Source organism: Ruegeria alba (assembly GCF_022321465.1).
Classification (GTDB): Bacteria; Pseudomonadota; Alphaproteobacteria; order Rhodobacterales; family Rhodobacteraceae; genus Ruegeria_B; species Ruegeria_B alba.
Genome location: NZ_JAKOEM010000001.1, coordinates 614,151 through 638,317, shown reverse-complemented (window position 1 = coordinate 638,317; position 24,167 = coordinate 614,151). Strand labels below are relative to the sequence as shown.

General features: G+C 64.6%; 22 protein-coding genes. 7 read left to right on the top strand and 15 right to left on the bottom strand.

Annotated elements, in window-relative coordinates; all coding sequences use genetic code 11:
• Positions 1–2: 2 nt before the first annotated feature.
• The 4 genes from MB818_RS03065 to MB818_RS03050 form a co-directional block, all read right to left on the bottom strand.
• Positions 3–1,670, bottom strand: coding sequence for a hypothetical protein (locus MB818_RS03065; protein WP_238903889.1), 1,668 nt, complete (start codon positions 1,668–1,670; stop codon positions 3–5).
• A gap of 163 nt (positions 1,671–1,833) precedes the next feature.
• Complete coding sequence (locus tag MB818_RS03060; protein WP_238903887.1) at positions 1,834–3,042, bottom strand: multidrug effflux MFS transporter; 1,209 nt, start codon at positions 3,040–3,042, stop codon at positions 1,834–1,836.
• 78 nt (positions 3,043–3,120) lie between these two features.
• Positions 3,121–3,777, bottom strand: a complete 657-nt coding sequence (locus MB818_RS03055) for a DsbA family oxidoreductase (protein WP_238903885.1) — start codon at positions 3,775–3,777, stop codon at positions 3,121–3,123.
• Positions 3,774–5,291, bottom strand: coding sequence for a class I adenylate-forming enzyme family protein (locus tag MB818_RS03050; protein ID WP_238903883.1), 1,518 nt, complete (start codon positions 5,289–5,291; stop codon positions 3,774–3,776). The genes MB818_RS03055 and MB818_RS03050 overlap by 4 nt, the downstream gene beginning before the upstream one ends.
• A 64-nt stretch (positions 5,292–5,355) precedes the next feature.
• Here MB818_RS03050 and MB818_RS03045 point away from each other — a divergent pair, with 64 nt between their 5' ends.
• Positions 5,356–5,979 carry a helix-turn-helix domain-containing protein gene (locus tag MB818_RS03045; RefSeq protein WP_234136858.1) on the top strand — a complete coding sequence of 208 codons (624 nt, stop codon included), beginning with the start codon at positions 5,356–5,358 and terminating at the stop codon, positions 5,977–5,979.
• An 8-nt stretch (positions 5,980–5,987) separates the two neighbouring features.
• Here MB818_RS03045 and MB818_RS03040 read toward each other — a convergent pair whose 3' ends face one another.
• Positions 5,988–6,212, bottom strand: a complete 225-nt coding sequence (locus tag MB818_RS03040) for a hypothetical protein (protein ID WP_234136857.1) — start codon at positions 6,210–6,212, stop codon at positions 5,988–5,990.
• A gap of 149 nt (positions 6,213–6,361) precedes the next feature.
• Positions 6,362–8,176, bottom strand: coding sequence for an extracellular solute-binding protein (locus MB818_RS03035; RefSeq protein ID WP_439653268.1), 1,815 nt, complete (start codon positions 8,174–8,176; stop codon positions 6,362–6,364).
• A 404-nt stretch (positions 8,177–8,580) separates the two neighbouring features.
• Here MB818_RS03035 and MB818_RS03030 point away from each other — a divergent pair, with 404 nt between their 5' ends.
• Together MB818_RS03030 and MB818_RS03025 are read left to right on the top strand one after the other, a co-directional pair.
• Positions 8,581–9,354: a 3-hydroxybutyrate dehydrogenase gene (locus tag MB818_RS03030; protein WP_234215605.1), complete on the top strand. Its 774-nt coding sequence runs from the start codon at positions 8,581–8,583 to the stop codon at positions 9,352–9,354.
• A gap of 93 nt (positions 9,355–9,447) precedes the next feature.
• A complete protein-coding gene (locus tag MB818_RS03025; protein ID WP_238903879.1) occupies positions 9,448–10,479 on the top strand; it encodes a patatin-like phospholipase family protein in 1,032 nt (343 codons plus the stop codon).
• 32 nt (positions 10,480–10,511) lie between these two features.
• Here the strand turns inward: MB818_RS03025 and MB818_RS03020 are convergent, their stop codons facing one another.
• The 6 genes from MB818_RS03020 to MB818_RS02995 all read right to left on the bottom strand — a co-directional run bounded on the left by MB818_RS03020 (position 10,512) and on the right by MB818_RS02995 (position 15,293).
• Positions 10,512–10,982 (bottom strand): GNAT family N-acetyltransferase, encoded by a 471-nt coding sequence (locus MB818_RS03020; protein ID WP_238903877.1) that lies wholly within the window; start codon positions 10,980–10,982, stop codon positions 10,512–10,514.
• A complete protein-coding gene (locus MB818_RS03015; protein ID WP_234175626.1) occupies positions 10,979–11,653 on the bottom strand; it encodes a DUF502 domain-containing protein in 675 nt (224 codons plus the stop codon). Before MB818_RS03015 ends, MB818_RS03020 begins: the two co-directional genes overlap by 4 nt.
• Before the next feature lie 77 nt (positions 11,654–11,730).
• A complete protein-coding gene (locus tag MB818_RS03010; RefSeq protein ID WP_238903875.1) occupies positions 11,731–12,645 on the bottom strand; it encodes a pseudouridine-5'-phosphate glycosidase in 915 nt (304 codons plus the stop codon).
• Entirely contained in the window at positions 12,642–13,535 is an 894-nt protein-coding gene (locus tag MB818_RS03005; protein ID WP_238903873.1) for a PfkB family carbohydrate kinase, read from the bottom strand. The genes MB818_RS03010 and MB818_RS03005 overlap by 4 nt, the downstream gene beginning before the upstream one ends.
• 54 nt (positions 13,536–13,589) lie before the next feature.
• The gene (locus tag MB818_RS03000) at positions 13,590–14,393 is read right to left on the bottom strand and encodes a glutathione S-transferase family protein (RefSeq protein ID WP_238903872.1); all 804 of its coding nucleotides are present in this window, start codon (positions 14,391–14,393) and stop codon (positions 13,590–13,592) included.
• A gap of 99 nt (positions 14,394–14,492) precedes the next feature.
• On the bottom strand, positions 14,493–15,293 hold the full coding sequence (locus MB818_RS02995; protein ID WP_238903870.1) for a DUF4198 domain-containing protein: 801 nt from the start codon (positions 15,291–15,293) through the stop codon (positions 14,493–14,495).
• Here MB818_RS02995 and MB818_RS02990 point away from each other — a divergent pair.
• Positions 15,292–16,431, top strand: coding sequence for a HupE/UreJ family protein (locus tag MB818_RS02990; protein ID WP_234175633.1), 1,140 nt, complete (start codon positions 15,292–15,294; stop codon positions 16,429–16,431). The two genes, MB818_RS02995 and MB818_RS02990, sit on opposite strands and share 2 nt — an antisense overlap.
• A gap of 9 nt (positions 16,432–16,440) precedes the next feature.
• On the opposite strand, the gene MB818_RS02985 is transcribed toward MB818_RS02990, so the two are convergent.
• On the bottom strand, positions 16,441–17,061 hold the full coding sequence (locus MB818_RS02985; RefSeq protein ID WP_234136846.1) for a thiamine phosphate synthase: 621 nt from the start codon (positions 17,059–17,061) through the stop codon (positions 16,441–16,443).
• Positions 17,062–17,296: 235 nt separating this feature from the next.
• Between MB818_RS02985 and MB818_RS02980 the strand changes: the two genes are divergently transcribed.
• From MB818_RS02980 to MB818_RS02970, 3 genes are all read left to right on the top strand, one after another.
• On the top strand, positions 17,297–18,043 hold the full coding sequence (locus MB818_RS02980; RefSeq protein ID WP_234145589.1) for an RNA methyltransferase: 747 nt from the start codon (positions 17,297–17,299) through the stop codon (positions 18,041–18,043).
• A gap of 67 nt (positions 18,044–18,110) precedes the next feature.
• Entirely contained in the window at positions 18,111–19,253 is a 1,143-nt protein-coding gene (gene ctaA, locus MB818_RS02975) for a heme A synthase (protein ID WP_238903868.1), read from the top strand.
• Between the two features lie 6 nt (positions 19,254–19,259).
• Entirely contained in the window at positions 19,260–20,729 is a 1,470-nt protein-coding gene (locus tag MB818_RS02970) for a carboxypeptidase M32 (protein WP_234215616.1), read from the top strand.
• A 93-nt stretch (positions 20,730–20,822) separates the two neighbouring features.
• Here MB818_RS02970 and MB818_RS02965 read toward each other — a convergent pair whose 3' ends face one another.
• Together MB818_RS02965 and gyrA are read right to left on the bottom strand one after the other, a co-directional pair.
• Entirely contained in the window at positions 20,823–21,173 is a 351-nt protein-coding gene (locus MB818_RS02965; protein WP_234136842.1) for a DUF6614 family protein, read from the bottom strand.
• A 119-nt stretch (positions 21,174–21,292) separates the two neighbouring features.
• Positions 21,293–24,031 carry a DNA gyrase subunit A gene (gene gyrA, locus MB818_RS02960; RefSeq protein ID WP_238903865.1) on the bottom strand — a complete coding sequence of 913 codons (2,739 nt, stop codon included), beginning with the start codon at positions 24,029–24,031 and terminating at the stop codon, positions 21,293–21,295.
• Positions 24,032–24,167: the final 136 nt, after the last annotated feature.

Below are 24,167 nucleotides of genomic sequence, written 5' to 3'. Positions count from 1 at the left end.
CGTCACTCGGCCGCCCGCATCGCCGCCTGGGCGCAGAAGCACGACGCGCCGACCGCCCGGTCGGCGCGTGCCAGCGCCAGATCCAGACGCTGGCGGATCTGCACGATCTCGACCGTTTCGCCACGGGCTTTCAGACAGTCGTGCAAGCCCTTGAGGCTCCACACATTGTCTGGATGTACGGCGGCGCGGCTCAACTGGCCGCCCAGGCCCAGATCAGCGCGATAGACTGCCTCGGCCTCGTCGCTATGGCCTTGCTCGAACAGCAGCGCGCCCAGGGCGTGGCGCGTGGGCTGCATCCAGCCCCAGGGCTCGTCATAAGGCAGATTGTCGTCCAATTCGACCGAGCGACGCAGATGGGCATAGGCCAGATCATAGTTACCCTTCCGGTATTCGATCTCGCCACGTAGCATTTCCTTTGCGATCTCAAGAAGATCAACGACGCGGTTATTGTGCAGCAGCCGGCTTTCGGGCACCCGTGCGGCGGCGCTCAGGAACACCTGTTCCTCGGCTTCTGCCTCGGGCACGCGCCCGGTGGCGGCAAAGGCCACGGCACGGGCGTAATGCACGGTCGCGGTCAGGCAGCGGTACAGGTCGGGATCGGCGGGCGGCTCCAGCGCGATGGCCTCGTCCCAGCGGCCGAAGCGGATCAGGATATGTGGCCCCATCGTCATGTAGCTTTCGAAATAATCCGCCATGGGCGGGCTTTCGACGCGAAGCATGTCCTCGGGCGTGGTATCCCACAGACCCTGGTTCGCCTCCAGCGCAGGTTGCATCTGGCCCAGGAACAGCGCCCCGTAGATTACGAAATGGTAATCGTGGATACGGTACCCGGTATAGATGTTGAATGCGCCTTCGCGTTCGAAGTACTTCAGATCTGCCTCGGCGGCCTTCTGGTTCCAATGGACGACATCATGATAATGTCCGCACAGGACGTCGATATGGGTCGGCATATGGACCAGGTGACCGGCATCCGGGACCAGGGTGCGCAGGGCATCACCGGCCTTGAGCGCCTTTTCAGGAAAGGGCGACATTTCCATCAGGTGCACATAAAGGTGCAAAAGCCCCGGATGCGACATGGCGGCCGGGTCGTCGCGCAACGCCGTCTCCAGCACCTCCTGCGCCTCGAGCGTCGCGGCGCCCTCGGCGGGGCGGCCCGTCTTCAGGTCCCACATCTTCCACGGGGTCAGGTTAAGCAGGCTTTCCGCATAGACCGTGCGCAGGTCGAGATGCGCTGGCTCGGTGGCAAAGGCCGTGCGCATCGCATCGGCGAAATCGTAGTCCCAGCGATGCATGTCATCGTCCAGGTCCCGCTGCGGGTAGCGCGCGGGCAGGGCACGGATCAGCGCCTGTTCGACAGGCGTGCAGCTCTCGAGCCGCGCCATTGCGGCCTGCGTCGCGTCATGGGCGGTTTGCAGGGCATTGACGCGTCCGTCGACGTCGAACAGGTCCCAGGGCATGTTGTAATTGGGGCCGGTGGAATAGGCGATGCCCCAATGCGCCATGGCGCAATCGGGGTCATGTTCCAGTGCGCGGCGAAAACAGACGGCGGCTTCTTCGTGATTGTAGCCGTATGTCCAGATGAGACCGCGGTCGAACCACAATTGCGCTTCGGGGGATGTCGTGGTGATCGGGCAGGTATGGTTGCCCAGGTCATAGCCATAATCAGTCATTGCCAACTCCCTTTGAATATCGTCGGAGCATACCGCATTTTGTATCGTGTATTAACCACAATTGCCCTGTCGCTCCGATGACGGGGCGCTGAAGGGCCTGCCATTCAGGACGCTTCGGCCCTCTGGAGGCAACACGATCTTGCGCGATACGTGCAAGGCCGGATCAGGCGATCACGCGCTCTTCGATCCGGCCCATATGCAGCATCAGGGCAAAGCCCAGCCCGCACATCAGCAGGATCCCGGTGGTGAGTGGCGCCATCGAGCCATCAAACAGCAGGCCGACAGGGGCGGCGATGGCGGCGGCCAGCACCGTGGCAACCGCTCCGATGACAGAGGCGGCCATGCCTGCAATATGACCCATAGGCTCCATCGCGATGGCGTTCAGATTGCCCAGCGTGGTGCCGGCCATGAAGAACACCGCCGTCTGCCAGGCCACGAACAGGCCGAACCGCGCGTCAGGAGACATCTCGACCCAGCCGCTGGCGATCATGCAAGCGGTGAATACGATCTGCGCGCCCAGTGACCAGGTCACCATCCGGCGCATGCCCAGCCGCACCACCAGCGCCGCGTTGAGAAGGCTGGCCGAGCCCGACATCAGCGCCACCAGCGCGAACCAGAACGGAAAGCTTTCGGCGCGGTCGTGGATCACGTCATAAACCGGCTGCACCATGGTCAGCATGGTAAACAGTGTGCCCATGCACAGCGTCTGCACCATGATCGACAGGCGCACCGTGGGATGGGCGAACATCTGGCGCACCGCATCGGCCAATAGCGGGCCGCGAAACGGGCGGCGGTTCTCGACCGTCAGCGATTCCGGCAGGCGCAGTCCCATCCACAGCACAACAATGGTAGAGAACAGGATGAACGAGAGGAATATGCCGCGCCAGCCGACCAGCGCGATCACGCCCGCGCCCAACAGCGGTGCCACCGCCGGCACCAGGGTAAAGATCAGCATCGCAATCGACACGATCCGTGCCATCTGGCGCCCGGCATAAAGGTCGCGCACCACGGCCATTGCCACCACGCGCGGCCCGGCAGCACCCAGTCCCTGGGCGACACGGGCAGCCAGCACAAGTTCGAGCGACGAACTGAACAAGGCTACCGCGCTGGCCAGGATGTAAAGCGCCGCACCGCCATAGATCACCGGCTTGCGGCCAAAGGCATCCGACAGCGGACCGGTAAAGAACGTGCCTATGCCCATGCCCAACACAAAAGAGGTCAGGATCAGCTGCGCCCGGTTCACCGCATCGGGGCTCAGTTCCTGCCCGATCTCGGGCAGGGCTGGCAGCATCGAGTCGATGGAAAAGGCGATGGTTGCGAACATCATCGCGATCAGCGCGATGAATTCGGCCTTGGACATCCGGTCTGCCATCTGGGGGTCTCCTCTGCTTTGGCGCTAACATGGGCGGACAGAGGGGACCAGTTCAGAACCGCACAGATATCTGTGCGTTCATGCGGAGGTGGTCTCGATCTGAGACATGATTTCGCGGATCACCTGTTCCCACAACTCCGGCGGCTGCGCGCCCGGAACCGCGTGCTGGTTGGCGACGATGAAGGTCGGGACCGAGCTGACCCCCATCTCGCGCGAATGGCTGTCGCGCTTGGCGATGTCGTCGCGGTCGGCATCCGATTTCAGCAGTTTCAGGACCACGGCAGCATCCATGCCAATACTGTCGGCGATATCGGCCAGCACCTCGGCGTCGCCGATATCGCGACCTTCGGTGAAATAGGCGGCAAAGAGAGCATCGACGGCCTCTGTCTGCTTGCCCTCGACCCCGGCCCAGTGAATCAGGCGATGGGCGTCCAGCGTGTTCGGGGTGCGCTGCATCGCCTCGAAGTCAATCTCCAGCCCGGCCTTTTCGGCGTGCTCCACCACCGGCGCATAGGCGCGCACCGCGCCCTCCTTGCCGTCGAACTTGCGCTCCAGATACTCGCGCCGGTCCATGCCCTCGGGGGCCATGTCGGGGTTGAGCTGGAACGGGTGCCATTCGATGACAAAGGGATGATCCGGGATCGCCGCCAGCGCCTTGTCCAGCTGGGTCTTGCCGATATAGCACCAGGGGCAGATCGGATCGGACAGGATGTCGAGCTTGACGGTCTGGGTCATGGTTGCGGGGCCTTGAAATAGGCCGGGAGTGCCCGGCGCAGGAGTTTGCCATTGCCGCCCGTGGGCAGCGCCGGAAGATGCACAAAGGCGCGCGGCTGCTTGTAGCGGGCCAGATTGGCCTCGACATAGGTGCTCAGCGCGGCCGCGTCCAGTTCGGCGGGGCCGGTATAGAAGGCGGCGATGATATAGGTGTCGGGTTTCACCTCGACGGCGGCGGCGCCGACCTGTTCGATGCCGGGAAAGCGGATCAGCGCGGCCTCGACCTCGACCGGCGAGACGCGATAGCCGCCTGCATTCATCATGTCGTCGTCGCGGCCCAGATAGGTGATCTGACCGTCGATGGCCATGGCACCCTGATCGCCGGTCAGGAACCAGTCGCCCTGCATCCGGGCGGCGGCCTCGTCGGGCGCGTTCAGATAACCCAGCATCAGGCCTGGGTCGCCCCGATGCACCGCGATTGTGCCGGGCTGGCCCTGCGGCACTGGCCCGTCGGGGCCGAGGATGGCGACACGGCGGCCCACCTGCGGCTGGCCCAGCGCGTCACCACGCGCCGGATGGGCGGGGCTGGAGGAGATGAAGGTGGAGCATTCGGACATGCCGAACGCCTCGTACAGCTCGGTCCCGGTGGCGCGGGTCCAGCTTTCGTGCAAGGCGCGCGGCAGTTTTTCGCCCGCGCACAGGCCATGGCGCAAAGCGGGCAGGTCGGGCACGCCCGCCCCGTGCAGCATCTTGCGAAACACACCGGGTGCTGCGGCAAAGAGGGTGGCGCCATGGGCGGCCAGCAGGCCGGGCAGGGCGGCGATATCGGTGCCGGGTTCGGGGATCAGCGCGGTGGCGCCGATGGCCCAGGGGTCCATCAGCCCGGTGCCAAGCGTATAGGTCCAGTTGAAGGCACCCGCATGGCACAGCCGGTCTTCGGGCGTCAGCCCATACCAGCCCTCGACCATCATCTGCCGTGCCCAGATGGCACGATGGGCATGGGCCACGGCGCGCGGCTTGCCAGAGGTGCCCGAGGTATAGACCGCATAGGCCAGCCGCTCGGGGTCGCCCAGCGCATAGTCGGCGGGCGGCAGGGCGTGCATGGCATTCAGCGCCTCGATGCCGATCTGTTTGGGATGCGGGGCACAGGCCACATCGGGCGCGCGCAGGATGGCGGCGGGCGCCAGGTCGGCGATCATGCGCGCGGTCTCGGGCTCGGTCAGTTGCGACGAGGTCGGCACCGGCACGATCCCCGCCGCGATGGCGCCCAGATAGGCGATGGGAAACTCGACCGTGTTTCCCAGCCGCATCAGCACGATGTCGCCGGGCGCCAGACCCGCCTGCAACAGCCCCGTCGCGGTGCCCAGAATGGCCTGTTCCAGGCGGGCATAGCTCCACTCTTCGGCGCCATGGGGACGCAGCACCGACAGCGCCACCTTGTCGGGCTGGCGGCGGGCGTGGCGCATTACATGGGCGGCCAGGTTGAACGGGGCGGGGCAGGGCGGCGGCGGCCCTTGGTCAAAGATCGACAGCATGGCCCTTGGCTAGCCCGACACCGCGCCCGTTGCAAGCGGGCGCGGCTGCGCCTATAGACCGGTCATGACCAAGCGCGACCCGTCATCCCTGATCCGTATCGCCCGCGAAAACGGCGCCGAGGCCGAGGCCGAACCGCTGGATCTGGGCGCGCGCGTGCGCGAGTTGCGCAAGGCGCGCGACTGGACGCTGGAACAGGCGGCCAGTCAGGCCGGTCTTGCCCGCTCGACGCTGAGCAAGATCGAGAACGGCCAGATGTCGCCCACCTATGAGGCGCTGAAGAAGCTGGCGGTGGGGCTGCAAATCTCGGTGCCCCAGCTGTTCACCCCGCCGCAAAAAGGGCAGGTGAACGGGCGCATGACGGTGACAAAATCCGGCTCCGGCTCGGGCCACGCCACCGCCACCTATGAACACGAACTGCTGGCCGACAGCCTGACCAAGAAACAGATGCTGCCCTATCGCGCCCGCGTCCGCGCCCGCACGATGGAGGAGTTCGACGGCTGGGTCCGCCATGACGGCGAAGAATTCCTGTATGTGCTGACCGGGGTGATCCGGCTTTACACCGAATTCTATGAGCCGATCGAGATGCGCCGGGGCGACAGCGCCTATTACGATGCCTCGATGGGCCATAACGTCGTGTCGGTCAGCGACGAGGACGCCACCATCCTGTGGGTCACATCGCTGACCTGAGGCAATGCCTAGTCATCAAGTTCGCGGCTGAGCGTTTCGACATAGAGAAAATCCTCCAGCTCCTCGCGCGCTTCTGACAGGGTCAGGTTGTGGCGGGCGGCCAGATAGGCTTCGAATCGGCCGCGGTCGAGCTTCAGGAACGGCATGTCACCATCATCCAGATTGGGAAACCGCCGCTTTGCACGTGCAAAGGAGCTTGCCCAATCCTGTGTCAGGTCGGTCCAGGTCAACATCGCTGAGCATTCCTTCGTGGGTGGTTGACGGAAACGCTCCTCCCCTGCCTCAGCCTAGAAATGTAACAGCTTTGCAAGCACCGGGCAAAACGCCGCACGACATTTGGGCGAATATTTGCTGGCGTCGCAGCTTTAGCGTGTTGCGAAGGTCAGTCCTGGTACCACCAGACATCCGGCATGTATTGCGGCCCGTCGCCATAGATCGGTGGATTGGGCGGAAAGCGCAGCTGCCTGATATGGGCGATGCGTCCCACATCGAAGCGCCATATCGGGATCACGTAGCGTCCGGCGGTCAATACCCGATCCAGCGCGCGGGTTGCCTCGGTCATTTCCTCCTGTGTGGTGGCCGCCAGCATGGCGTCGATCATGGCATCGATGGCGGGCGAAGCCGCGCCCATCAGGTTGCGGCTGCCCGGTTGGCCCGCGCTTTGCGAGCCCCAATAGAGCCTTTGTTCGTTACCGGGCGATAGCGACAGGTCGCGGCGAAACGGGGTCAGGTCGAAATCCAGATCGGCCACGCGGGCGGTATATTGGGCGTTGTCCACCTTTTCGATCCGCGCCGCGATGCCCAGCCGTTCCAGCGCGCGGGTATAGATCTCGAGAACCGTCTGCATGTCGCTGTCGCCCTGGCGCAGCAGAAACCGCAGCACCAGCGGGGTGCCTTCGGAATCCAGCAGCTGGCCCTGCTCGATACGGAACCCGGCCTTTTCCAGCATTTGCGCGGCACGGCGCAGATTGGCGCGGTTGCGCGCGGTGCCATCGCCCCGGGGCAGGGCATAGCCTTCGAGCGTTCCGGGCGGCAGGTCGGCGGCAAAGGGGGCCAGCAACTCGCCCTCGCGCCCGCTGGCGGGGCCAGGCCGATAGGCCAGATCGGTGCCCGAGAAATACGAGGTGATGCGCGGCATCACTCCGCCGGTCACCGTGTCGTTGATGAATTCGAAATTGAAGGCCAACAGCAGCGCCTCGCGCAGGCGCCAGTCATCGAAGGGTGCGCGCAGGGTGTTGATCACGAAACCGGTCATCCCCGAAGGCTTGCCATGGGCGATCTCGGTCTTGATCACATCGCCCCGCTGGGCGGCCGGGAAATCATAGGCGCTGTCCCATTTCTGGGCATTGAATTCGCGAATGGCGCTCAACTCGCCGGCCTTGAACGCCTCCATCAGCACCGCACCATCGCCGAAGAAGTCGATCCGCATCTCGTCGAAGTTCATGGTGCCGCGGCGAAAGCCCAGATGGGCGCCCCAATAGTCGGGATTGCGGGCAAAGCTCACGTAGCGCCCCGGCTCATAGGCCGAGACCACATAGGGACCGGTGCCGATGGGGATGTCGTGAATGCTGCCTTCGGCCAGGCTGCGCCCCTCCCATTGCGCCTTTTGCAGGATCGGGCGCAGGCCCGCCAGCATGGCCAGTTCGCGGTCGTCATCGGCGAAAGTGATGCGCACGCTGCGTGGCCCCGTCGCCTCGATACTGGCGATGCGCGACCAGAAACCGCGATAGCGCAGATGCCCCTCGGTGCCCAAAGTCCGGTAGGACCAGATCACATCCTCGACCGTGACCGGGCTGCCATCCGAGAATCGGGCCTCCTCGCGCAGGGTGAATTCGACCCAGGAGCGGTCCGGCGGCGTCTCGACCGATTCGGCCAAAAGGCCGTAAAGCGTGAACGGCTCATCCCAGGATCGGCCCATCAGGCTCTCGTAGGACCAGAACGGCATCTGCCAGGGATAGGTGCCTTTTTGGGCAAATGGATTGAGGCTGTCGAAGCCGCCGGTATTGCCGAACACGATCCGACCGCCCTTGGGCGCGTCGGGGTTGGCATAGGGCAGGGACACAAAATCCGGTGGCAGGGCGGGCTCGCCATACATAGCTATGGCGTGACGTGATTCTGCATGGGCTAAACTGGTGCCCAATAGGAAGGCGATTCCCGCCGTCAGCAGGCGGAACTGTCGGAAATAATCTAGTCGCACTTGCGCAACAATCCTGCTCGGGCCTTATTTTCTTGACCCTCACTCTAACGATGGTTTCACGTCTTTTCAAACTTTTAGCTTGGATGCGGGCGCGGAATTGCTTATAAAGGGGTCACTGCTCGATAGGTTTCTTGCCTGTATGAAACCTGCCTCAATAACTTAACGCCCGCCTTGTGCGGGCGTTTTTTTTTGGCAGCGCGGATAGCGCAGCAGCAGAAACCCGCACAGCCATGCGCGCTTCATTCCGCCCGAAATACTCCGGGGGAGGCGACAAAATTCTGCGAATTTTGTGCAGGGGGGCTGCGCTCCCTTTCTGCCAATGACCCCCGGAAATACCCGTTTTCTTTGCAGGTGCAGCATGGCAGGGTGTTGCGCGACAGAACCTGTTGCAGAGAGGGAAAGACATGTCGCTAAACGGCAAGACCGCCATCGTTACCGGATCGAATTCGGGCATCGGACTGGGCATCGCGCGCGAATTGGCCCGGGCGGGCGCCGATGTGGTTCTGAACTCCTTCACCGACCGCGACGAGGATCATGCACTGGCGACAGCGCTGGCCGACGAGTTCGGGGTGAGCGCCCGCTATATCAAGGCTGACATGTCCAGGGGAGCGGAGTGCCGGGCGCTGATCGCGCAGGCCGAGCGTTGCGATATCCTGGTCAACAATGCCGGTATCCAGCATGTGGCGCCGATCGACGAATTCCCGCAGGAGAAGTGGGATGCGATCATCGCCATCAACATGAACTCGGCCTTTCACACCATGGCCGCCGCGCTGCCGATGATGCGGGCGGCGGGCTGGGGCCGGATCGTCAACATCGCCTCGGCTCATGGTCTGACCGCCTCGCCCTTCAAGGCGGCTTATGTGGCTGCCAAGCATGGGGTGGTCGGCATGACCAAGACCGTGGCGCTGGAAACCGCGCAGGAACCGATCACCTGCAACGCCATCTGCCCCGGCTATGTGCTGACCCCGCTGGTCGAGGCGCAGATCCCCGACACGATGGAGAAATACGGGATGAGCCGCGAGGACGTGATCAAGAAGGTGATGCTGGAACGTCAGCCCTCCAAGGAATTTGCCACTGTCGAACAATTGGGCGGCACCGCTGTGTTCCTGTGTTCCGATGCGGCGGCCCAGATCACCGGCACCACGATCAGTGTCGATGGCGGCTGGACCGCACTTTGAGCCGAGGGCAGAGGGGGGGCTCTGCCCCCCGGCACAAAATTCGCAGAATTTTGTCGCCTCCCCCCGGAGTATTTGTAGCGAAATGAAGAGGGGATGGCGGTGCGTCGGATCAATCTGGCCTTGCAGGGCGGCGGTGCACATGGCGCCTTTACCTGGGGCGTGCTCGACCGCTTGCTGGACGAGGCGGATGTCGAGGTGGCGGCGATCACCGGCACGTCGGCCGGGGCGCTGAACGGGGCCGCCTTCAAGGCCGGCATGGTGGCCGGAGGGCGCGCGGGCGCTCGCGCCGCGCTGGACCGGGTCTGGCGGCGCATGGGCGCGGTCAATGACGACCGGATCAGTGGCTGGCTGGGGGCCGGGGATCCGGCGCAGCTGGCCCGGATGCTGGAATATTCCGCCCCCTTTGCCCTGGCCGAAACATGGTCGCGCCTCGTCTCGCCCTATGCCTATGGGCCATTCTACGGCAATCCCCTGCGCCCCGTGGTCGAGGCGCTGGATTTCGCCAATGTCTGCGCCCATGAGGGGCCAAAGCTCTATATCTGCGCCACAAGGGTGCGTACCGGCAAGATCCGGGTCTTTGCCGAGGAGGAGATCAGCACCGACGCCATCCTCGCCTCGGCCTGTCTGCCGACCCTGTTCCAGGCGATCGAGATCGACGACCCCGAGACCGGGCGGCGCGAAGCCTATTGGGATGGTGGCTATACCGGCAATCCGGCGCTGTTCCCGCTGTTCAACCGCGACCTGCCCGACGATGTGGTGATCGTCAACATCAACCCGCTGGAGCGTGACGCGCTGCCGGTCACGCCGCAGCAGATCCAGAACCGGATCAACGAGATCAGCTTCAACTCGTCCCTGTTGCGCGAGTTGCGGGCGATCCGCTTCGTGCAGCGGCTGTTGGAGGATGGCACGCTGGAGCGGGGACGGATGAGCCGGGTCCTGGTTCATATGATCGCCGATGACGCGCTGATGAACAGCCTGTCGGTGGCAACCAAGGTGGTTCCGGTGCCCCAGATCCTGGATCGGCTGAAACAGGCGGGCCGGGCGGCGGCGGACGGTTTTCTGAAGGCCCACAAGGACGATCTGGGTCAGCGCTCCACTGTCGATATGGAGGCGATGTTCGGCTAGGCCCCGGCCTCGATCTGGAACACATGGTTCAGTTAGGCGTTCTCGTTCAGCCGGAAATGGGTGTCGCCCACATGGGCAAAACCACGCGCGCGGTAGAACCGCAACGCACGGTCATTCTCGGAGCTGGCCATCAGCCAGGCAAGCGTGCCGGGAGCCAACCCAGCCAGCCCCGCCTGCAACAGGGCGCGGCCCAGCCCGGCGGCCTGATGGCGCGGCTGAACGTAGAGCTTGTCGATCTCGACGCGGGCCTGGCCCGCCGGGGCCGGGCTGTCATGCCTGAGATGCAGATAACCGCCGATCCCCTCGGCGCAATCGGCCACCAGCACCGTGCTGGCAGGGGCTGCGATCAGCGCCTCCATGGCGGCAGGGGTAAAGCTGGTCAGGACATAGTCGGCATAATCCGCCCGCACACCGTGTTTGACATAGGTGGCGAGCCAGACCTCGATCGAGAGCGCGGCCAGCGGGGCGGCGTCTTCGGACCGGGCGGCGCGAATGACGCTCACTCGTCGCTCTTCTGCTTGTCGTTGGGATAGACAAGGCCCGCCGAGATCACCAGCTTGGCCGCGTCCTCGACCGTCATGTCGAGGATGATCACGTCCTCTTCGGGGAAATAGAGCAGAAAGCCCGAGGTCGGGTTGGGCGTGGTGGGGACAAACACGCTCATCAACCGGCCACCGGTCTCGGCCTTGTCGGCGATCTCGCCCTTGGCGGTGGTCGAGACAAAGCCGATGGCCCAGATGCCCCGGCGCGGATACTGGATCAGGCAGGCCTGTTCGAAACTGCGTTCGGTCTGGGCAAACACCGTTTCCGAGATCTGCTTGATCCCGGAATAGACCGAGCGCACCACCGGCATCCGGTCGACCAGCCCTTCGGCATACTGGATCAGCGAGCGGCCGATGATGCCCTTGGCGATCCAGCCCACAAGGATGGTGAAGACCAGCAGGAAGATGACACCGACACCGCGCAGGTTGATGCCGATATACTGTTCCGGGCGGAACTGATGCGGCACCAGCGGCAGAACGAAGCTGTCGACCCAGCCGACCACCGACCAGAACAGCCAGATGGTCAGGCTGACCGGCGCGATCACCACGATGCCGGTCAGGAACGAGGCGCGCAGCCCGGCGAACCGGCGGGGTTTCACATGGTGGGGTTCTTCGTCAAAGGGTGTGTTCATCGGGTCCGTCCGCGCGTTTGTGGGCGAACGTAGTCATTCCGCCGCGCGCCCGCAATGGGGGGCTTGGGAAACCGCCCTCAGCCCCCCAGCGCGATCAGATCCCGGGCGATTTTCGCAGCCAGCCGCGCATTATTGCGCACCAGCGCGATATTGGCCGTCAGCGAGCGGCCCCCGGTCGCCTCGAAAATCGCCTGTAGCAGGAAGGGCGTGACCGCCTTGCCGGAAATGCCCTGCGCATCGGCCAGGGCCTGGGCGCGGGCAATGACCGGGGCCAGATCCTCGGCTGCGATCTGGTCGCTCGCCGGGATCGGGTTGGCGACCAGCTGGCCGCCCGGCAGGCCCAGCGCGCGTCGGGCGGCATGGGCGCGGGCGATGCTGGCGCTGTCATCCATCCTGAGCGGCGCGGGCAGGTCAGAGGTGGCCGACCAGAAAGCGGGGAAGCTGTCCTGCCCATAGGCGATGACCGGCACGCCCAGGGTTTCCAGCACCTCAAGGGTCTTGGGCAGGTCGAGAATGGCCTTGGCCCCGGCAGCGACCACGGTGACCGGGGTCTGGGCCAATTCGTGCAGGTCTGCCGAGATGTCAAAGCTTTGCTCGGCCCCCTTGTGCACCCCGCCTATGCCGCCGGTGGCAAATACCTCGATCCCGGCAAAGCGGGCGGCGATCATGGTGGCGGCCACGGTTGTGGCGCCGGTGCCGCCGGTGGCGATACAGGCGGCCATGTCGGCGCGCGAGAGTTTCGCCACCCCTTGCGCCTGTCCCAGCGCATCAAGCTGATCGGGTTCCAGCCCCACATGCAGCCGCCCGTTGATCACCGCGATGGTGGCGGGCACGGCGCCGGCGTCGCGGATGTCCTGTTCGACTGCGCGGGCGGTCTCGACATTCTGCGGATAGGGCATGCCATGGGTGATGATGGTGCTTTCCAGCGCCACGATGGGGGTGCCCGCGACTCGGGCGGCGTGAACCTCGGCGGACAGGTGCAGGTCGATCACAGGGGGGTCTCTCCGGATACGTAGGTTGCGGCGGCGTGCAGCGCGCGCGACAGGGCTTGGTCGCGGTCGGCGCCCTGCGCCTCGGCGGCGATATGGGCCGCCATGAATGTGTCGCCCGCGCCGGTCACACGGGTGACCAGAACGGCCGGCGGGGTCTGGGTGATCAGGCGGCCCGCATCTCCCTCGCTGGCCGAGCGTCCGCCATCGGTGACCAGCACCCGCTGGGCGCCGCGCTCCAACAGGGCCTTGGCGGCGCTGGCGGAATCGCCAAACTCGGTCTGGCAGAGCAGGCCCGCTTCCTCGAGATTGACATAAAGCGTGGCGCGGCCCTGACGCACGAAGGGCAAGAGCCGCTCGGCCTTGCCGGGCGAGGCCGGGGCCACCCGCAGGTCGGCGCGGGCAAAGGCGGGGCTGTGCGCGATCTCTTCGAGCAGCGCCAGAGTCAGGTTGCCATCCAGCGCCACCGGCCCCGCATGAGGTGCGGCGGCACTGCCCAGCGGGCCGTCCAGCACCGGGCGCAGGATCTTGGCACCCGCCGCCTCGAGTGAATGAGCGTCGGCGATGGCGGCGATCAGCCCGTTGGCGCCCTCGACCGCCATATAGCGGTCGGTCGGCAGGTCGTCCGAGCGATAGACGTGATCGGTGCACATGCCCATCTGGGCGCAGGCGCGGATCAACTCGTCGCCTTCGTCATCGCGGCCGATGGCGGTGAGCAGGGTGGGGCGCATGCCGAAGCGCACCAGGGTCATGGCGATGTTCATGGCGACGCCGCCGGGCAGGCGGGTGATCCGGCCCGGCACGTCCGAGCCTTGGCGCATATGGCTGGCCGAGCGTCCGATCACGTCCCACAGGACCGAGCCGATACAGAGGATATCCGAGGTTTGGGTCATCCTGCCCTCATGCCGCAGGGCGCGGGCGGGTGCAAGCGGGCATGCGTATCCCGCTCAGGCGGATACGAGGCCAAGCGCCGCGTCCGAGGCAGTGCCGTCGTATTTTTCGCGCGGAGGCCACGGCCGCGACCGCCAGTTCGGTTCGAAGGCGAAACTCGACACCATGCGCCCATCGACCAGCGCGCCGTTCCCGGCGCCAAGCGCGTAATCGTAGTAAAGCTTTACGATCTCTTCCTCGCTGACCTGACCGGTGGCGGGGTGTGCCATGCAGGCCGTGCGCCAGGCACGAACCCGGTCATAGGCCGGATCGTCGGGCAGCGCGAAACCCTCGTAATAATCCAGGAACCAGAACCGTTTGAAGATCGGCGTGTAAACGGCCTCGGCCAGTCCGAACGCGTCGAACAACCATGTACCAGTGGGATTGTGTTCGACAAGGAAATCGTCGAGGCCGCGATAGAGGCCCAGCAGCCTGTCCAGATGCGCCGCGCGCTGTGATCGGTCCTGGTTCATCACGTAGAGATAACCCGCGGTGACAAACGCGCCCTCTTTGGCGATCAGCATGGATTCGATCGCATGTTCCGCCGGGTCGCTGCGCCGCAACGCGCCGCCGGGCAGAACCTCGTCGAGATAGCGCAGAATGACGAGGCTTTCCTTGATGATCCTGCCGTCCGGCGTTTCCAGCACGGGCAGGGCCGTGGTTCCACGGGTCTTGGCCAACAACTCCGGATCGCGTGGCCGGGTGATGTCGACAACGCGGAACTCGACCGCATCGGTCAGACCGCGCAGCGCCAGAAGTATCTCGATCCGTTGTGAAAAGGGGCAGACTGGAATGTGGTAGATGATGAATTTGCCGGACAAGGTGTTTGCTCCTGGTTCGTGTTGTCAAAAACGGATCAGTCCAATCTCCTGATGCCAAGCATGCACAGCGACCAGAGTGGTTCAAGCTTGGAGATAGTTTCAGCGCAGGGGCACCGCAAAGCTGAGCCCGGCCCAGAGCGATTGCCAGACCGCGCGCGCGCCTTCGGGCGCGGGGCGCAGGACCACCGCATCGAGCAGATAATCATATCCCGGCAAGACGGGCAGGGTGGCGTGCCCCGTCGCATCGGTGCGGGCGAGATGCACGGTGACAGCGCCATCGGGCGCGCGCGCGAATATCTCGACCTGCGCATCCGGTCGCGGCTGACCCTGATACAGCAGCAGCACCCGCATGCCGCCGGACAGATCATCGGTATAAGGGTTTGTGAGCGCGACGAATTCGGTCTCCATCCCGGTTTCGCTGTCTTCGCCCTCTGCCGCGCCGGCCCCGATCAGTGCCTTGACGTGGCGGGTATAGGTCTCAAAGAAATCCTGCCGGGGAAGCCCGCGCGCGGCGTGCCAGGCCTCGATATCGGGAATGTCCTTGTGGGCGGCGAAATCCACGAATTTCTGCCATTCCTTGTATTTCACGCTGCTGGGGCTGGTTTCATGCACCAGCACCCACAGTCCGGGCGTGTCGGCCACCAGCCGGATCGCCGGAACATCGCCCATTCGCCCAGCATAGGCTCTGGTTTCGCCTGCGACACGGATCTCGGATCGCGGTGCGCGGTCGGGAAAGAAAACTTGCGCGGCACCCTCGAACCGCTCTCCCACGCGCAGATCGGCCACCAGTTCGGCACCGGTTTCCACTTGATATTCATGGGGTTCGATCCAAAACTCATGAGCAAGCCCTGGCGAGGCAGAAAACATGAGGCAGAGGAGCGGGACAAGGATGCGGAACATGGGCGGAGCCTTTTTGGCGGTGCTGTTCAAGCTGGCGCTTGTGGCGCTGCTGTCAAGCCCGCTGACAGGGGTGGCCAGCGCCCATGAGGTCACGCCCACGGTTGCCGATCTGCGGGTCGAAAATGAGACAGTCATCCTTGATCTGCGTCTGAACGTCGAAGCTTTTCTGGCCGGGATCGACCTGGATGGGCTGGGCGATACCGACGATTCTGATGGGTCGGACAGTTATGACCAACTGCGTGCCATGGGCGCGGCCGAGTTGGAGCCGAAGGTGCGGGATTTCGCCGTCGCCTGGAAGGAACAGCTGAGTCTCAACGCCGGTGGCGTGCCGTTGGAACTGTCCTATGAAGGTGCGCGCATTCCGGTCGTCGGCAATCCCGACCTGCCACGTGTCTCGCACCTGCTGCTCACCGCATATTTGCCCGCTGGCGCGGCCAGCCTGACACTGACCTGGCCCAGTGGAGCGGGCGCGCTGGTGTTGCGCCAACAAGGGGTCGACGATCCCTATACCGGCTACCTTCAGGGCGGTGAAAGCAGCCCGCCCATCCCGCTGGCGGGCGGTGCGGCGCTGGGACCGCTCGAGACCTTTCAGGCCTACATTCCGGTGGGCTTCACCCATATCCTGCCCAAGGGGCTGGATCATATCCTGTTCGTCTTGGGCCTGTTTTTCCTGTCGCCGCGACTACGGCCGCTGCTGTGGCAGATCAGCGCCTTTACGCTGGCCCATACGCTGACGCTGGCGCTGGGGGCGACGGGGACGGTCCGGGTCGATCCGGCGATTGTCGAGCCGCTGATCGCCGCCTCGATCACATTTGTCGCGCTGGAAAACATCCTGGTGCGCCGCCTGCATGCTTGGCGCCCGGTGCTGGTCTTCGGCTTCGGTCTGCTGCACGGGCTGGGTTTTGCCGGCGTGCTGGAGGAATTCGGCCTGCCCGCCGGTCAGTTCCTGCCGGCACTCTTGGGTTTCAACATCGGGGTCGAGCTGGGCCAGCTGGCGGTGATCGCCGCCGCGTTCCTGAGCGTCGGCCTGTGGTTTCGCAACCGGCGCTGGTACCGGGGCCGCATCGCGATCCCGGCCTCGATGCTGATCGCGATGATCGGCGCCTATTGGGTGGTGGAACGGACGCTGCTGGCCTGAACCCGCATGTCAGCCCATCGCCGCCGTCAGTGTCTTGAGCGCGGCGAGCGGATCCTCAGCGCCCCAGATCTCGTCGCCGATACCAAAGAAATCGGTCTGCGCGGCCAAACTGCGCACCATCTCGGGCGTCAGCCCGCCCTCGGCGACCACCGGAACCTCGATCACCGCCGACCACCATTCAAAGAGTTCGGGGTCGACCACACTGCCGTCATCGAGCCCATGCGCGCCCACCGGGCCAAAGGCCACGTAATCGGCCCCGGCCTCGCCCGCGTTCATCCCGTCATGCCGCGAGGTGCCGCAGAAACTGCCGACGATGGCATCGGCCCCCAGTTCCTTGCGGGCGCTGCGGACCGAGCGGGCGGCATCGGACAGATGCACCCCATCCAGCCCCAGCCGCTGGGCCAGCAGCACGTGATCGGCAATCACCAGCGCGATATCGCGCGCATGGGCAACCTCGCGGCAGGCATCCGCTGCGCGCGACAGCAGATCCTCGTCCCGGCTGGCCAGGGCCAGTCGGATGCAGGCGATCTCGGCCCCGTCGAGCACCCGCGCCAATTGGTCGGGAAAGAGGTCGAGGTCGATGCTGGGCGGGGTGATCAGGTAAAGCTGCGGCTGTTCGGGGGTTTCCATGGCGGGACCTCTGGTCTGGAGTTGCTGCCGTTTAGCCGATCGGACGGCGAATGGGAATATGGCGAAGGGGCTTCTGGTCAAGGGCTGGTTTCCGGGGGCTCCGCCCCCGGGGCGAACAAAATTCGTCGAATTTTGTTCTGTCCCCCGGAGTATTTGGTGCGGAATGAAGGGCAGGGGCGGTCTTGTCCATCAGGCCTCCGGGCGCTAGAGCGGGCACAACATTCGGAGGTGAGTCATGCCCAGCGACAAGGCGCAGCCCGCAATCGTGCTTGTGCGGCCGCAGATGGGAGAGAATATCGGCGCCGCCGCGCGGGCGATGTGGAATTTCGGCCTGGACCGGATGCGCATCGTGGCCCCGCGCGATGGCTGGCCCAACAGCCGGGCGGTCGCCATGTCCTCGGGCGCGGGGCGGCTTTTGGACGAGGCGCAGCTCCATGACGATCTGCCGGGTGCGTTGGCGGATTGCACCTATGTCTTTGCCACCACCGCGCGCCCGCGCGAGATGACCAAGCCGGTCTACAGCCCCGAACGCGCCATGCAGCTGGCCGCCGAGAAACTGGCGGCGGGCGAGAAGGTGGCGGTGCTGTTCGGGCCGGAGCGGGCCGGGCTGGAAAACGATGATATTTCGCGCGCCAATGCGATCATCACCGTGCCGGTGAACCCCGATTATGCCTCGTTGAACCTTGGTCAATGTGTATTGCTTGTGGCCTATGAGTGGATGCGTCAGACCGGGGATGTGGTGCATGAGGCCGACGCGCCCGGTCCCAAGGGCGACTGGGCCACGGGGCTCGAGATCGAGAAACTGGCCGAGCATTACGAGGCGCGGCTGGACGAGGCGGGCTTCTTCTTTCCGCCGGAAAAGGCCGAGGGCATGCAGCAGAACCTGCGCAACCTGTGGAGCCGGATGCGGCTGACCCGGGCGGATGTGCAGATGCTGCACGGGATCATGCGGCAGATGGTCCGCTGGAAGGAACGCGGCTGAGCCGGGTGCTGGACCTTGGCGCGCCCGAGGCCTAGCTTGCAGTCAAAGCGACAGGAATGAGGATGGCATGAGCGGCAAGCGCAGCATCTTTGAAGAGGTCTCGGACGGAACGCGGGCGGCGGCGGCACAGCCCGGCATGATCGACCGGGGACGGGGCGGCGCGCGCGGCGCGATCCGGGCCTGGCTGGCGGTGCTCTTTGCGCTGGTGGTGGCGATGATCGTGGTGGGCGGGCTGACCCGGCTGACCGACAGCGGTCTCTCGATCACCGAATGGCGCCCGGTCACGGGGGCGGTCCCGCCGCTCAGCGAGGCCGACTGGCAGGCGGAATTCGACAAGTACAAGCAGATCGACCAGTGGCGCTTGCAGAACCAGTGGATGGAGCTTGCGGATTTCAAGTCGATCTATTGGTGGGAATGGGGCCACCGCCAGCTGGGCCGGGTGATCGGGCTGGTCTGGGCGCTGGGGTTCTTCGGCTTTCTGATCGCGCGGAAGATTCCCGCTGGCTGGACCGGACGGCTGATCCTGCCCGGCCTGCTGGGCGGGGTGCAGGGCGCGGTCGGCTGGTGGATGGTCGCCTCGGGCGTGACCCAGGGCGAGGGCATGACCTCGGTCGCGTCCTACCGGCTGGCCACGCATCTGGGCCTGGCCTTTGTCATTCTGGGCCTATTGACCTGGTACATCCTGCAACTGGGGCGCAGCGAGCGCGACCTGATGCAGGCCCGCCGCGCCAAGGAGGCGCGGCTGTTCGGTCTGGCGACGGGCTGGCTACATCTTGCATTCCTGCAAATCCTGATCGGCGCGCTGGTGGCGGGCCTCGATGCCGGGCGAAACTATGTCGACTGGCCGCTGATGGCGGGGCAGGTGATCCCGCCCGACCCGCTGGAACTGAGCCCGGTCTGGCGCAACTTCTTTGAAAACCCCGGACTGGTGCAGTTCATCCACCGTATCGTCGGCTATCTGCTGCTGGCCTATGGGGTGATGGCCTGGCTGCGCGGGCGCCGCAGCGCGCATGCGCAGACCCGATTTGCCTTCAACGCAGGCTTTGCGGCGTTGAGCCTACAGGTGGTGCTGGGCATCGTCACCGTCCTATATGCCGCGCCCTGGCAGATCGCCATCCTGCACCAGTTGCTGGCGGTCGGGGTGTTCGTGCTGATCCTGCGGGCGCGGTTCCTCTGCGCCTATCCGATTGTAACCTCCATCCGGGGATAAGACATCATGAGCGCATTCGAACAGTTGATGGCGCATGCCCGCGAGACGGCGGCGCTGGACCAGATCGCAGGGCGGCTGGGCTGGGATCAGGAAACCATGATGCCGCGCGGCGCGGCGCCGCAACGGGCCGAGGAAAGCGCCGCCATCGCCGGTGTGCTGCATGCCCGTCGCACCGACCCGCAGGTGGGCGACTGGCTGGCGGCGGCCGCGGCGCCGGACGAGGCCGGTGCCGCGCAGCTGCGCGAGATCCGGCGCAGCTTCGATCGGACCGCGCGCGTGCCCGCCGATCTGGCCCGTGCGCTGGCCCGCACCACGGCACGGGCGCAAGGCATCTGGGCCGAGGCGCGGGCGACCGAGGACGTGGCGGCGTTTCTGCCCGTGCTGAAGGAGGTCGTTGCGCTGCGCCGCGAAGAGGGGCAGGCGCTGGCCCAGGGCGGCGATCTCTATGACGCGCTGCTGGAGGAATACGAGCCCGCCACCAGTGCGGCCCAGATCGCCGAGACCTTTGACACCATGCGCCCGCGCCTGGTGGCGCTGCGTTCTGCGGTGCTGGACCGTCCGATGCCACAACGGCTGGAAGGGCAGTTCGACGAAAACGCCCAGATGAAGCTCAGCCGGCAATTGGCGCGCAGCTTTGGCTATGACATGGCGCATGGCCGGGTCGACAAGGCGGTGCATCCGTTCAGCTCCGGTTCCGGTCTCGATGTGCGGATCACCACGCGGACCAATCCGGCCGATCCGTTCAACTGTTTCTACTCGACCATTCACGAGGTGGGCCACGCGGCCTATGAACAGAATATCGACCGCGCCTATCTGCTGACCCCGCTGGGACGCGGCGTGTCGATGGGCGTGCATGAAAGCCAGAGCCGGATTTACGAGAACCAGCTGGGCCGCAGCCGCGCCTATACCGGTTGGCTGTTTGGCCAGATGCGCGAGGCGTTTGGCGATTTCGGGATTGCGGATCAGGACGCGTTCTATGCCGCCGTCAACACGGTGCATCGCGGCTATATCCGCACCGAGGCGGACGAGGTGCAGTATAACCTGCATATCATGTTGCGCTTCGATCTTGAGCGGGCGCTGATGGCGGGAGATCTGACGGTCGACGATCTGGAGGCCGCCTGGAACGACCGCTTTGCCGCCGATTTCGGCTATCAGGTGGACAAGCCCTCGAACGGGTGTTTGCAGGATGTGCACTGGTCGGTTGGCCTGTTCGGCTATTTTCCGACCTATGCGTTGGGCAATGTCTATGCCGGCTGTCTCTATCAGGCGCTGCGTCAGGCGGTTCCGGGGCTGGAGACGGACCTGGCACAGGGCGAGACGACGGCTGCGACCGGCTGGCTGGCAGATCGGGTGCAGCGTCATGGCGGGCTTTATGCACCGCGCGAGGTGATCGCGCGGGCCAGCGGTATGGAGCCGGGGCCCGAGCCTCTGCTCGACTATCTCGAGGCCAAATTCAGCGCGCTTTACGGGCTTTGAGTCCGTGTTTGGACGGCGCCGTTTTCCGTCGCGGAAAACGGCCCGGAAAACGAATGTTTTCCGAGCCGGAAATCTACGATTTCCGGTCTGCGCTCAAAGCAGCGCCATGCGCTCGGCTCGCTCGGGGTCCGGGAAGGGGCGGTAGAGGCCAAAGTCGGACCGGGCGATCAACGCGCTGACCGCGCCATAGAGGCGCTCGACCTCTTCATCATGCTCGCCAAGCACCCGAAAGGCACGGTCGAGTTGGGCCATGTCATCAAACTCGATCTCGAGCAGGAAATCGCGGCAGCTGTCGGCGGCCAGGTTCAGCTTGCGCCGCAACAGCCGCCAGTCGTGCACCACACCGCGTGCCTTGAGATACTGCATCCAATGGTCAAGTGCTGCGGCAAAGGCCAGTGCCTTGGCCTCGTGTTTCAGGTCGATTGCGCAATGGTAGAGGTTCATGGCCGGAACGTCCTGTGTGACCGTTCGCTCCAGTCTGCCGTGACAGCACTTGCCAACAGGTTAAAACGCAAAAGAAAAGGCGCGGTTTCCCGCGCCCTTTTCCATCTCGCCCGGCGTGGTTATTCCGCGCCGTCCTCTTCTTCGTCGTCGCGCTCGGCGATCCAGGCGACGCTGACGACCTCTTCACCCTTGCCGGTGTTGAAGACCCGGACACCACCGGCACCGCGCGAGCGGAAAGAGATGCCTTTGACCGGACAGCGGATCGACTGGCCCTTGGAGGTGGCCAACATGATCTGGTCCTCAAGCTCGACCGGGAAGGTGGCGACAATGGCGCCGCCCCGCATCGCGCCGACCCCCTGGCCACCGCGCCCGCTGACGCGGTAATCATGGGCCGAGGTCAGATTGCCGATGCCCGCGCGGTTGATGGTCACCAGCAGATCGTTGGCGGCCAGCATCTCTTGATAGCGTTCCTCGGACAGGGTGCCTTCGGCGACTTCGCCCTCGGCGTCATCGCTGGCGTCGTCCTCGGTCACATCGTTGCCCAGTTCGCCCCGGAACCGTTTGATGAAGGCATTGCGCTCCCACGGTTCGGCGCTGAAGTGGCGGATGACGGACATGGAAACGACCTCATCGCCTTCATTCACCAGCCTGATCCCGCGCACACCGGTGGATTCACGCGAGTTGAAAACGCGCACATCGGTGGAACGGAAGCGGATCGCCCGACCCGAGTTGGTCACCAGCAACACGTCATCGTCTTCGGAACAGATGCGCGCATTGACCAGGCGAATGGACCCGTCTTCGGGCAGTTTCATCGCGATCTTGCCATTGCGACGCACATTGGTGAAATCCGACAGTCGGTTCCGACGCACGTCTCCGCCAGTGGTTGCAAACACGATTTGCAGGTTTTCCCATTCCTCGTCCGGCACATCGACCGGCATGATCGCGGCGATTGAAACCCCGGTCGGGATCGGCAGGATGTTGACGATGGCCTTGCCCTTGCCGGTGCGCCCCGATTGCGGCAGGCGCCAGGTCTTGAGCTTGTAGACCATGCCATCCGTGGTAAAAAACAAGAGCTGCGTATGCGTGTTGGCCACGAAGAGGGTGGTGACCACGTCCTCTTCCTTGGTCTGCATGCCGCTCAGACCCTTGCCACCGCGTTTCTGAGCACGGAAATCGGCCAGCGGGGTACGCTTGATATAGCCGCCCGAGGTCACGGTCACCACCATGTCCTCGCGCTCGATCAGGTCCTCGTCGTCCATATCGCCGGCCCAGTCGACGATCTCGGTGCGGCGGGGCACCGCGAATTGCTCGCGCACTTCGCGCAGCTCGTCGGCGATGATCCCCATGATCCGCTCGCGCGATCCCAGAATCTCAAGGTATTCCTTGATCTTGCCGGCAAGAACCTCAAGCTCGTCGGTGACTTCCTTGACCCCCAGTTGGGTCAGGCGCTGCAAGCGCAGGTCAAGGATGGCGCGGGCCTGCACCTCGGTCAGGTTATAGGTGCCGTCCTCGTTCATCTTGGACAGCGGATCGTCGATCAATCGCAGGTATCCGGCGATCTCGGCGGCGGGCCAGCGCCGCGTCATCAGTTTCTCGCGCGCGTCCGCGGCATCGGCAGACGAACGGATGGTGGCGACCACCTCGTCGACATTCGACACCGCAACCGCCAGGCCGCACAGGATATGGCTGCGTTCGCGCGCCTTGCGCAGCTCATAGGCGGTACGGCGGGCGACCACTTCCTCGCGGAAGTCGATGAAACAGGTGAGAAAGCGGCGCAGGGTCAGCTGTTCGGGCCGGCCGCCATTCAGCGCCAGCATGTTGCAGCCAAACGAGGTCTGCATCGGTGAAAAGCGATAGAGCTGGTTCAGAACCACCTCGGGCGTGGCGTCGCGCTTGAGTTCCACCACCACGCGCACGCCGTTGCGGTCGCTTTCGTCCTGCACATGGGCGACGCCTTCGATACGCTTTTCGCGCACCGCCTCGGCGATCTTTTCGATCATCGCGGCCTTGTTCACCTGATAGGGGATCTCGTCCACGATGATGGCATAACGGTCCTTGCGCAGCTCTTCGACGCGGGTCTTGGCGCGGATGATGACGCTGCCGCGCCCCTCCAGATAGGCCTTGCGCGCACCCGAGCGGCCCAGCATCACACCGCCGGTGGGGAAATCGGGGCCGGGCACATAGTCGATCAGCTGCTCGCTGGTCAGGTCCGGGTCGTCGATCAGCGCCAGGGTGGCATCCACCACCTCGCCCAGGTTGTGGGGCGGGATGTTGGTGGCCATGCCCACGGCGATGCCGCCGGCGCCGTTGACCAGCATGTTGGGGAAGCGCGCCGGCAGCACCGTGGGTTCACGGTCCTTGCCGTCATAGTTGTCCTGGAAATCGACGGTTTCCTTGTCGATATCGCTCAGCAGAAAGGCGGCGGGCTTGTCCATCCGCACTTCGGTATAACGCATGGCGGCGGGGTTATCGCCGTCCATCGAGCCAAAGTTGCCCTGACCGTCCAGAAGCGGTAGCGACATCGAGAAATCCTGCGCCATCCGCACCAGCGCGTCATAGATCGCGCTGTCGCCATGGGGGTGATATTTACCCATGACATCACCCACCGGACGCGCCGATTTGCGATAGGGTTTGTCGTGGCTGTTGCCGGTCTCGTGCATGGCGTAGAGGATGCGCCGATGCACCGGTTTCAGCCCGTCGCGCAGGTCGGGGATGGCACGACTGACGATGACCGACATCGCATAGTCGAGATACGAGGTGCGCATCTCGGATTCGATGGAAACGGTCGGCCCCACATAGGCGCTGCGCGCAATGGGGGTTTCGTCTTCGTTTTCAGGGGTTTCTGGCGTATCGCTCACGTAAACTGCCCGTTTCTTGTGCAGGTTCTATATATTGTGGGCGCATCTTAACAGACCCCGTACATAAGGTGCAATGCATAGAGCGAAATTAGGCTGGCAGCCACGACGCCACAGTGCCAACATGCTGTTTTTATGG

Coding starts and splice junctions, on each gene's coding strand:
- MB818_RS03065 (WP_238903889.1), bottom strand. CDS start 1,670: ATGACTGATTATGGCTATGACCTGGGCAACCATACCTGCCCGATCACC.
- MB818_RS03060 (WP_238903887.1), bottom strand. CDS start 3,042: ATGGCAGACCGGATGTCCAAGGCCGAATTCATCGCGCTGATCGCGATG.
- MB818_RS03055 (WP_238903885.1), bottom strand. CDS start 3,777: ATGACCCAGACCGTCAAGCTCGACATCCTGTCCGATCCGATCTGCCCC.
- MB818_RS03050 (WP_238903883.1), bottom strand. CDS start 5,291: ATGCTGTCGATCTTTGACCAAGGGCCGCCGCCGCCCTGCCCCGCCCCG.
- MB818_RS03045 (WP_234136858.1), top strand. CDS start 5,356: ATGACCAAGCGCGACCCGTCATCCCTGATCCGTATCGCCCGCGAAAAC.
- MB818_RS03040 (WP_234136857.1), bottom strand. CDS start 6,212: ATGTTGACCTGGACCGACCTGACACAGGATTGGGCAAGCTCCTTTGCA.
- MB818_RS03030 (WP_234215605.1), top strand. CDS start 8,581: ATGTCGCTAAACGGCAAGACCGCCATCGTTACCGGATCGAATTCGGGC.
- MB818_RS03025 (WP_238903879.1), top strand. CDS start 9,448: ATGGCGGTGCGTCGGATCAATCTGGCCTTGCAGGGCGGCGGTGCACAT.
- MB818_RS03015 (WP_234175626.1), bottom strand. CDS start 11,653: ATGAACACACCCTTTGACGAAGAACCCCACCATGTGAAACCCCGCCGG.
- MB818_RS03005 (WP_238903873.1), bottom strand. CDS start 13,535: ATGACCCAAACCTCGGATATCCTCTGTATCGGCTCGGTCCTGTGGGAC.
- MB818_RS02990 (WP_234175633.1), top strand. CDS start 15,292: ATGGGCGGAGCCTTTTTGGCGGTGCTGTTCAAGCTGGCGCTTGTGGCG.
- MB818_RS02995 (WP_238903870.1), bottom strand. CDS start 15,293: ATGTTCCGCATCCTTGTCCCGCTCCTCTGCCTCATGTTTTCTGCCTCG.
- MB818_RS02985 (WP_234136846.1), bottom strand. CDS start 17,061: ATGGAAACCCCCGAACAGCCGCAGCTTTACCTGATCACCCCGCCCAGC.
- MB818_RS02980 (WP_234145589.1), top strand. CDS start 17,297: ATGCCCAGCGACAAGGCGCAGCCCGCAATCGTGCTTGTGCGGCCGCAG.
- ctaA (WP_238903868.1), top strand. CDS start 18,111: ATGAGCGGCAAGCGCAGCATCTTTGAAGAGGTCTCGGACGGAACGCGG.
- MB818_RS02970 (WP_234215616.1), top strand. CDS start 19,260: ATGAGCGCATTCGAACAGTTGATGGCGCATGCCCGCGAGACGGCGGCG.
- MB818_RS02965 (WP_234136842.1), bottom strand. CDS start 21,173: ATGAACCTCTACCATTGCGCAATCGACCTGAAACACGAGGCCAAGGCA.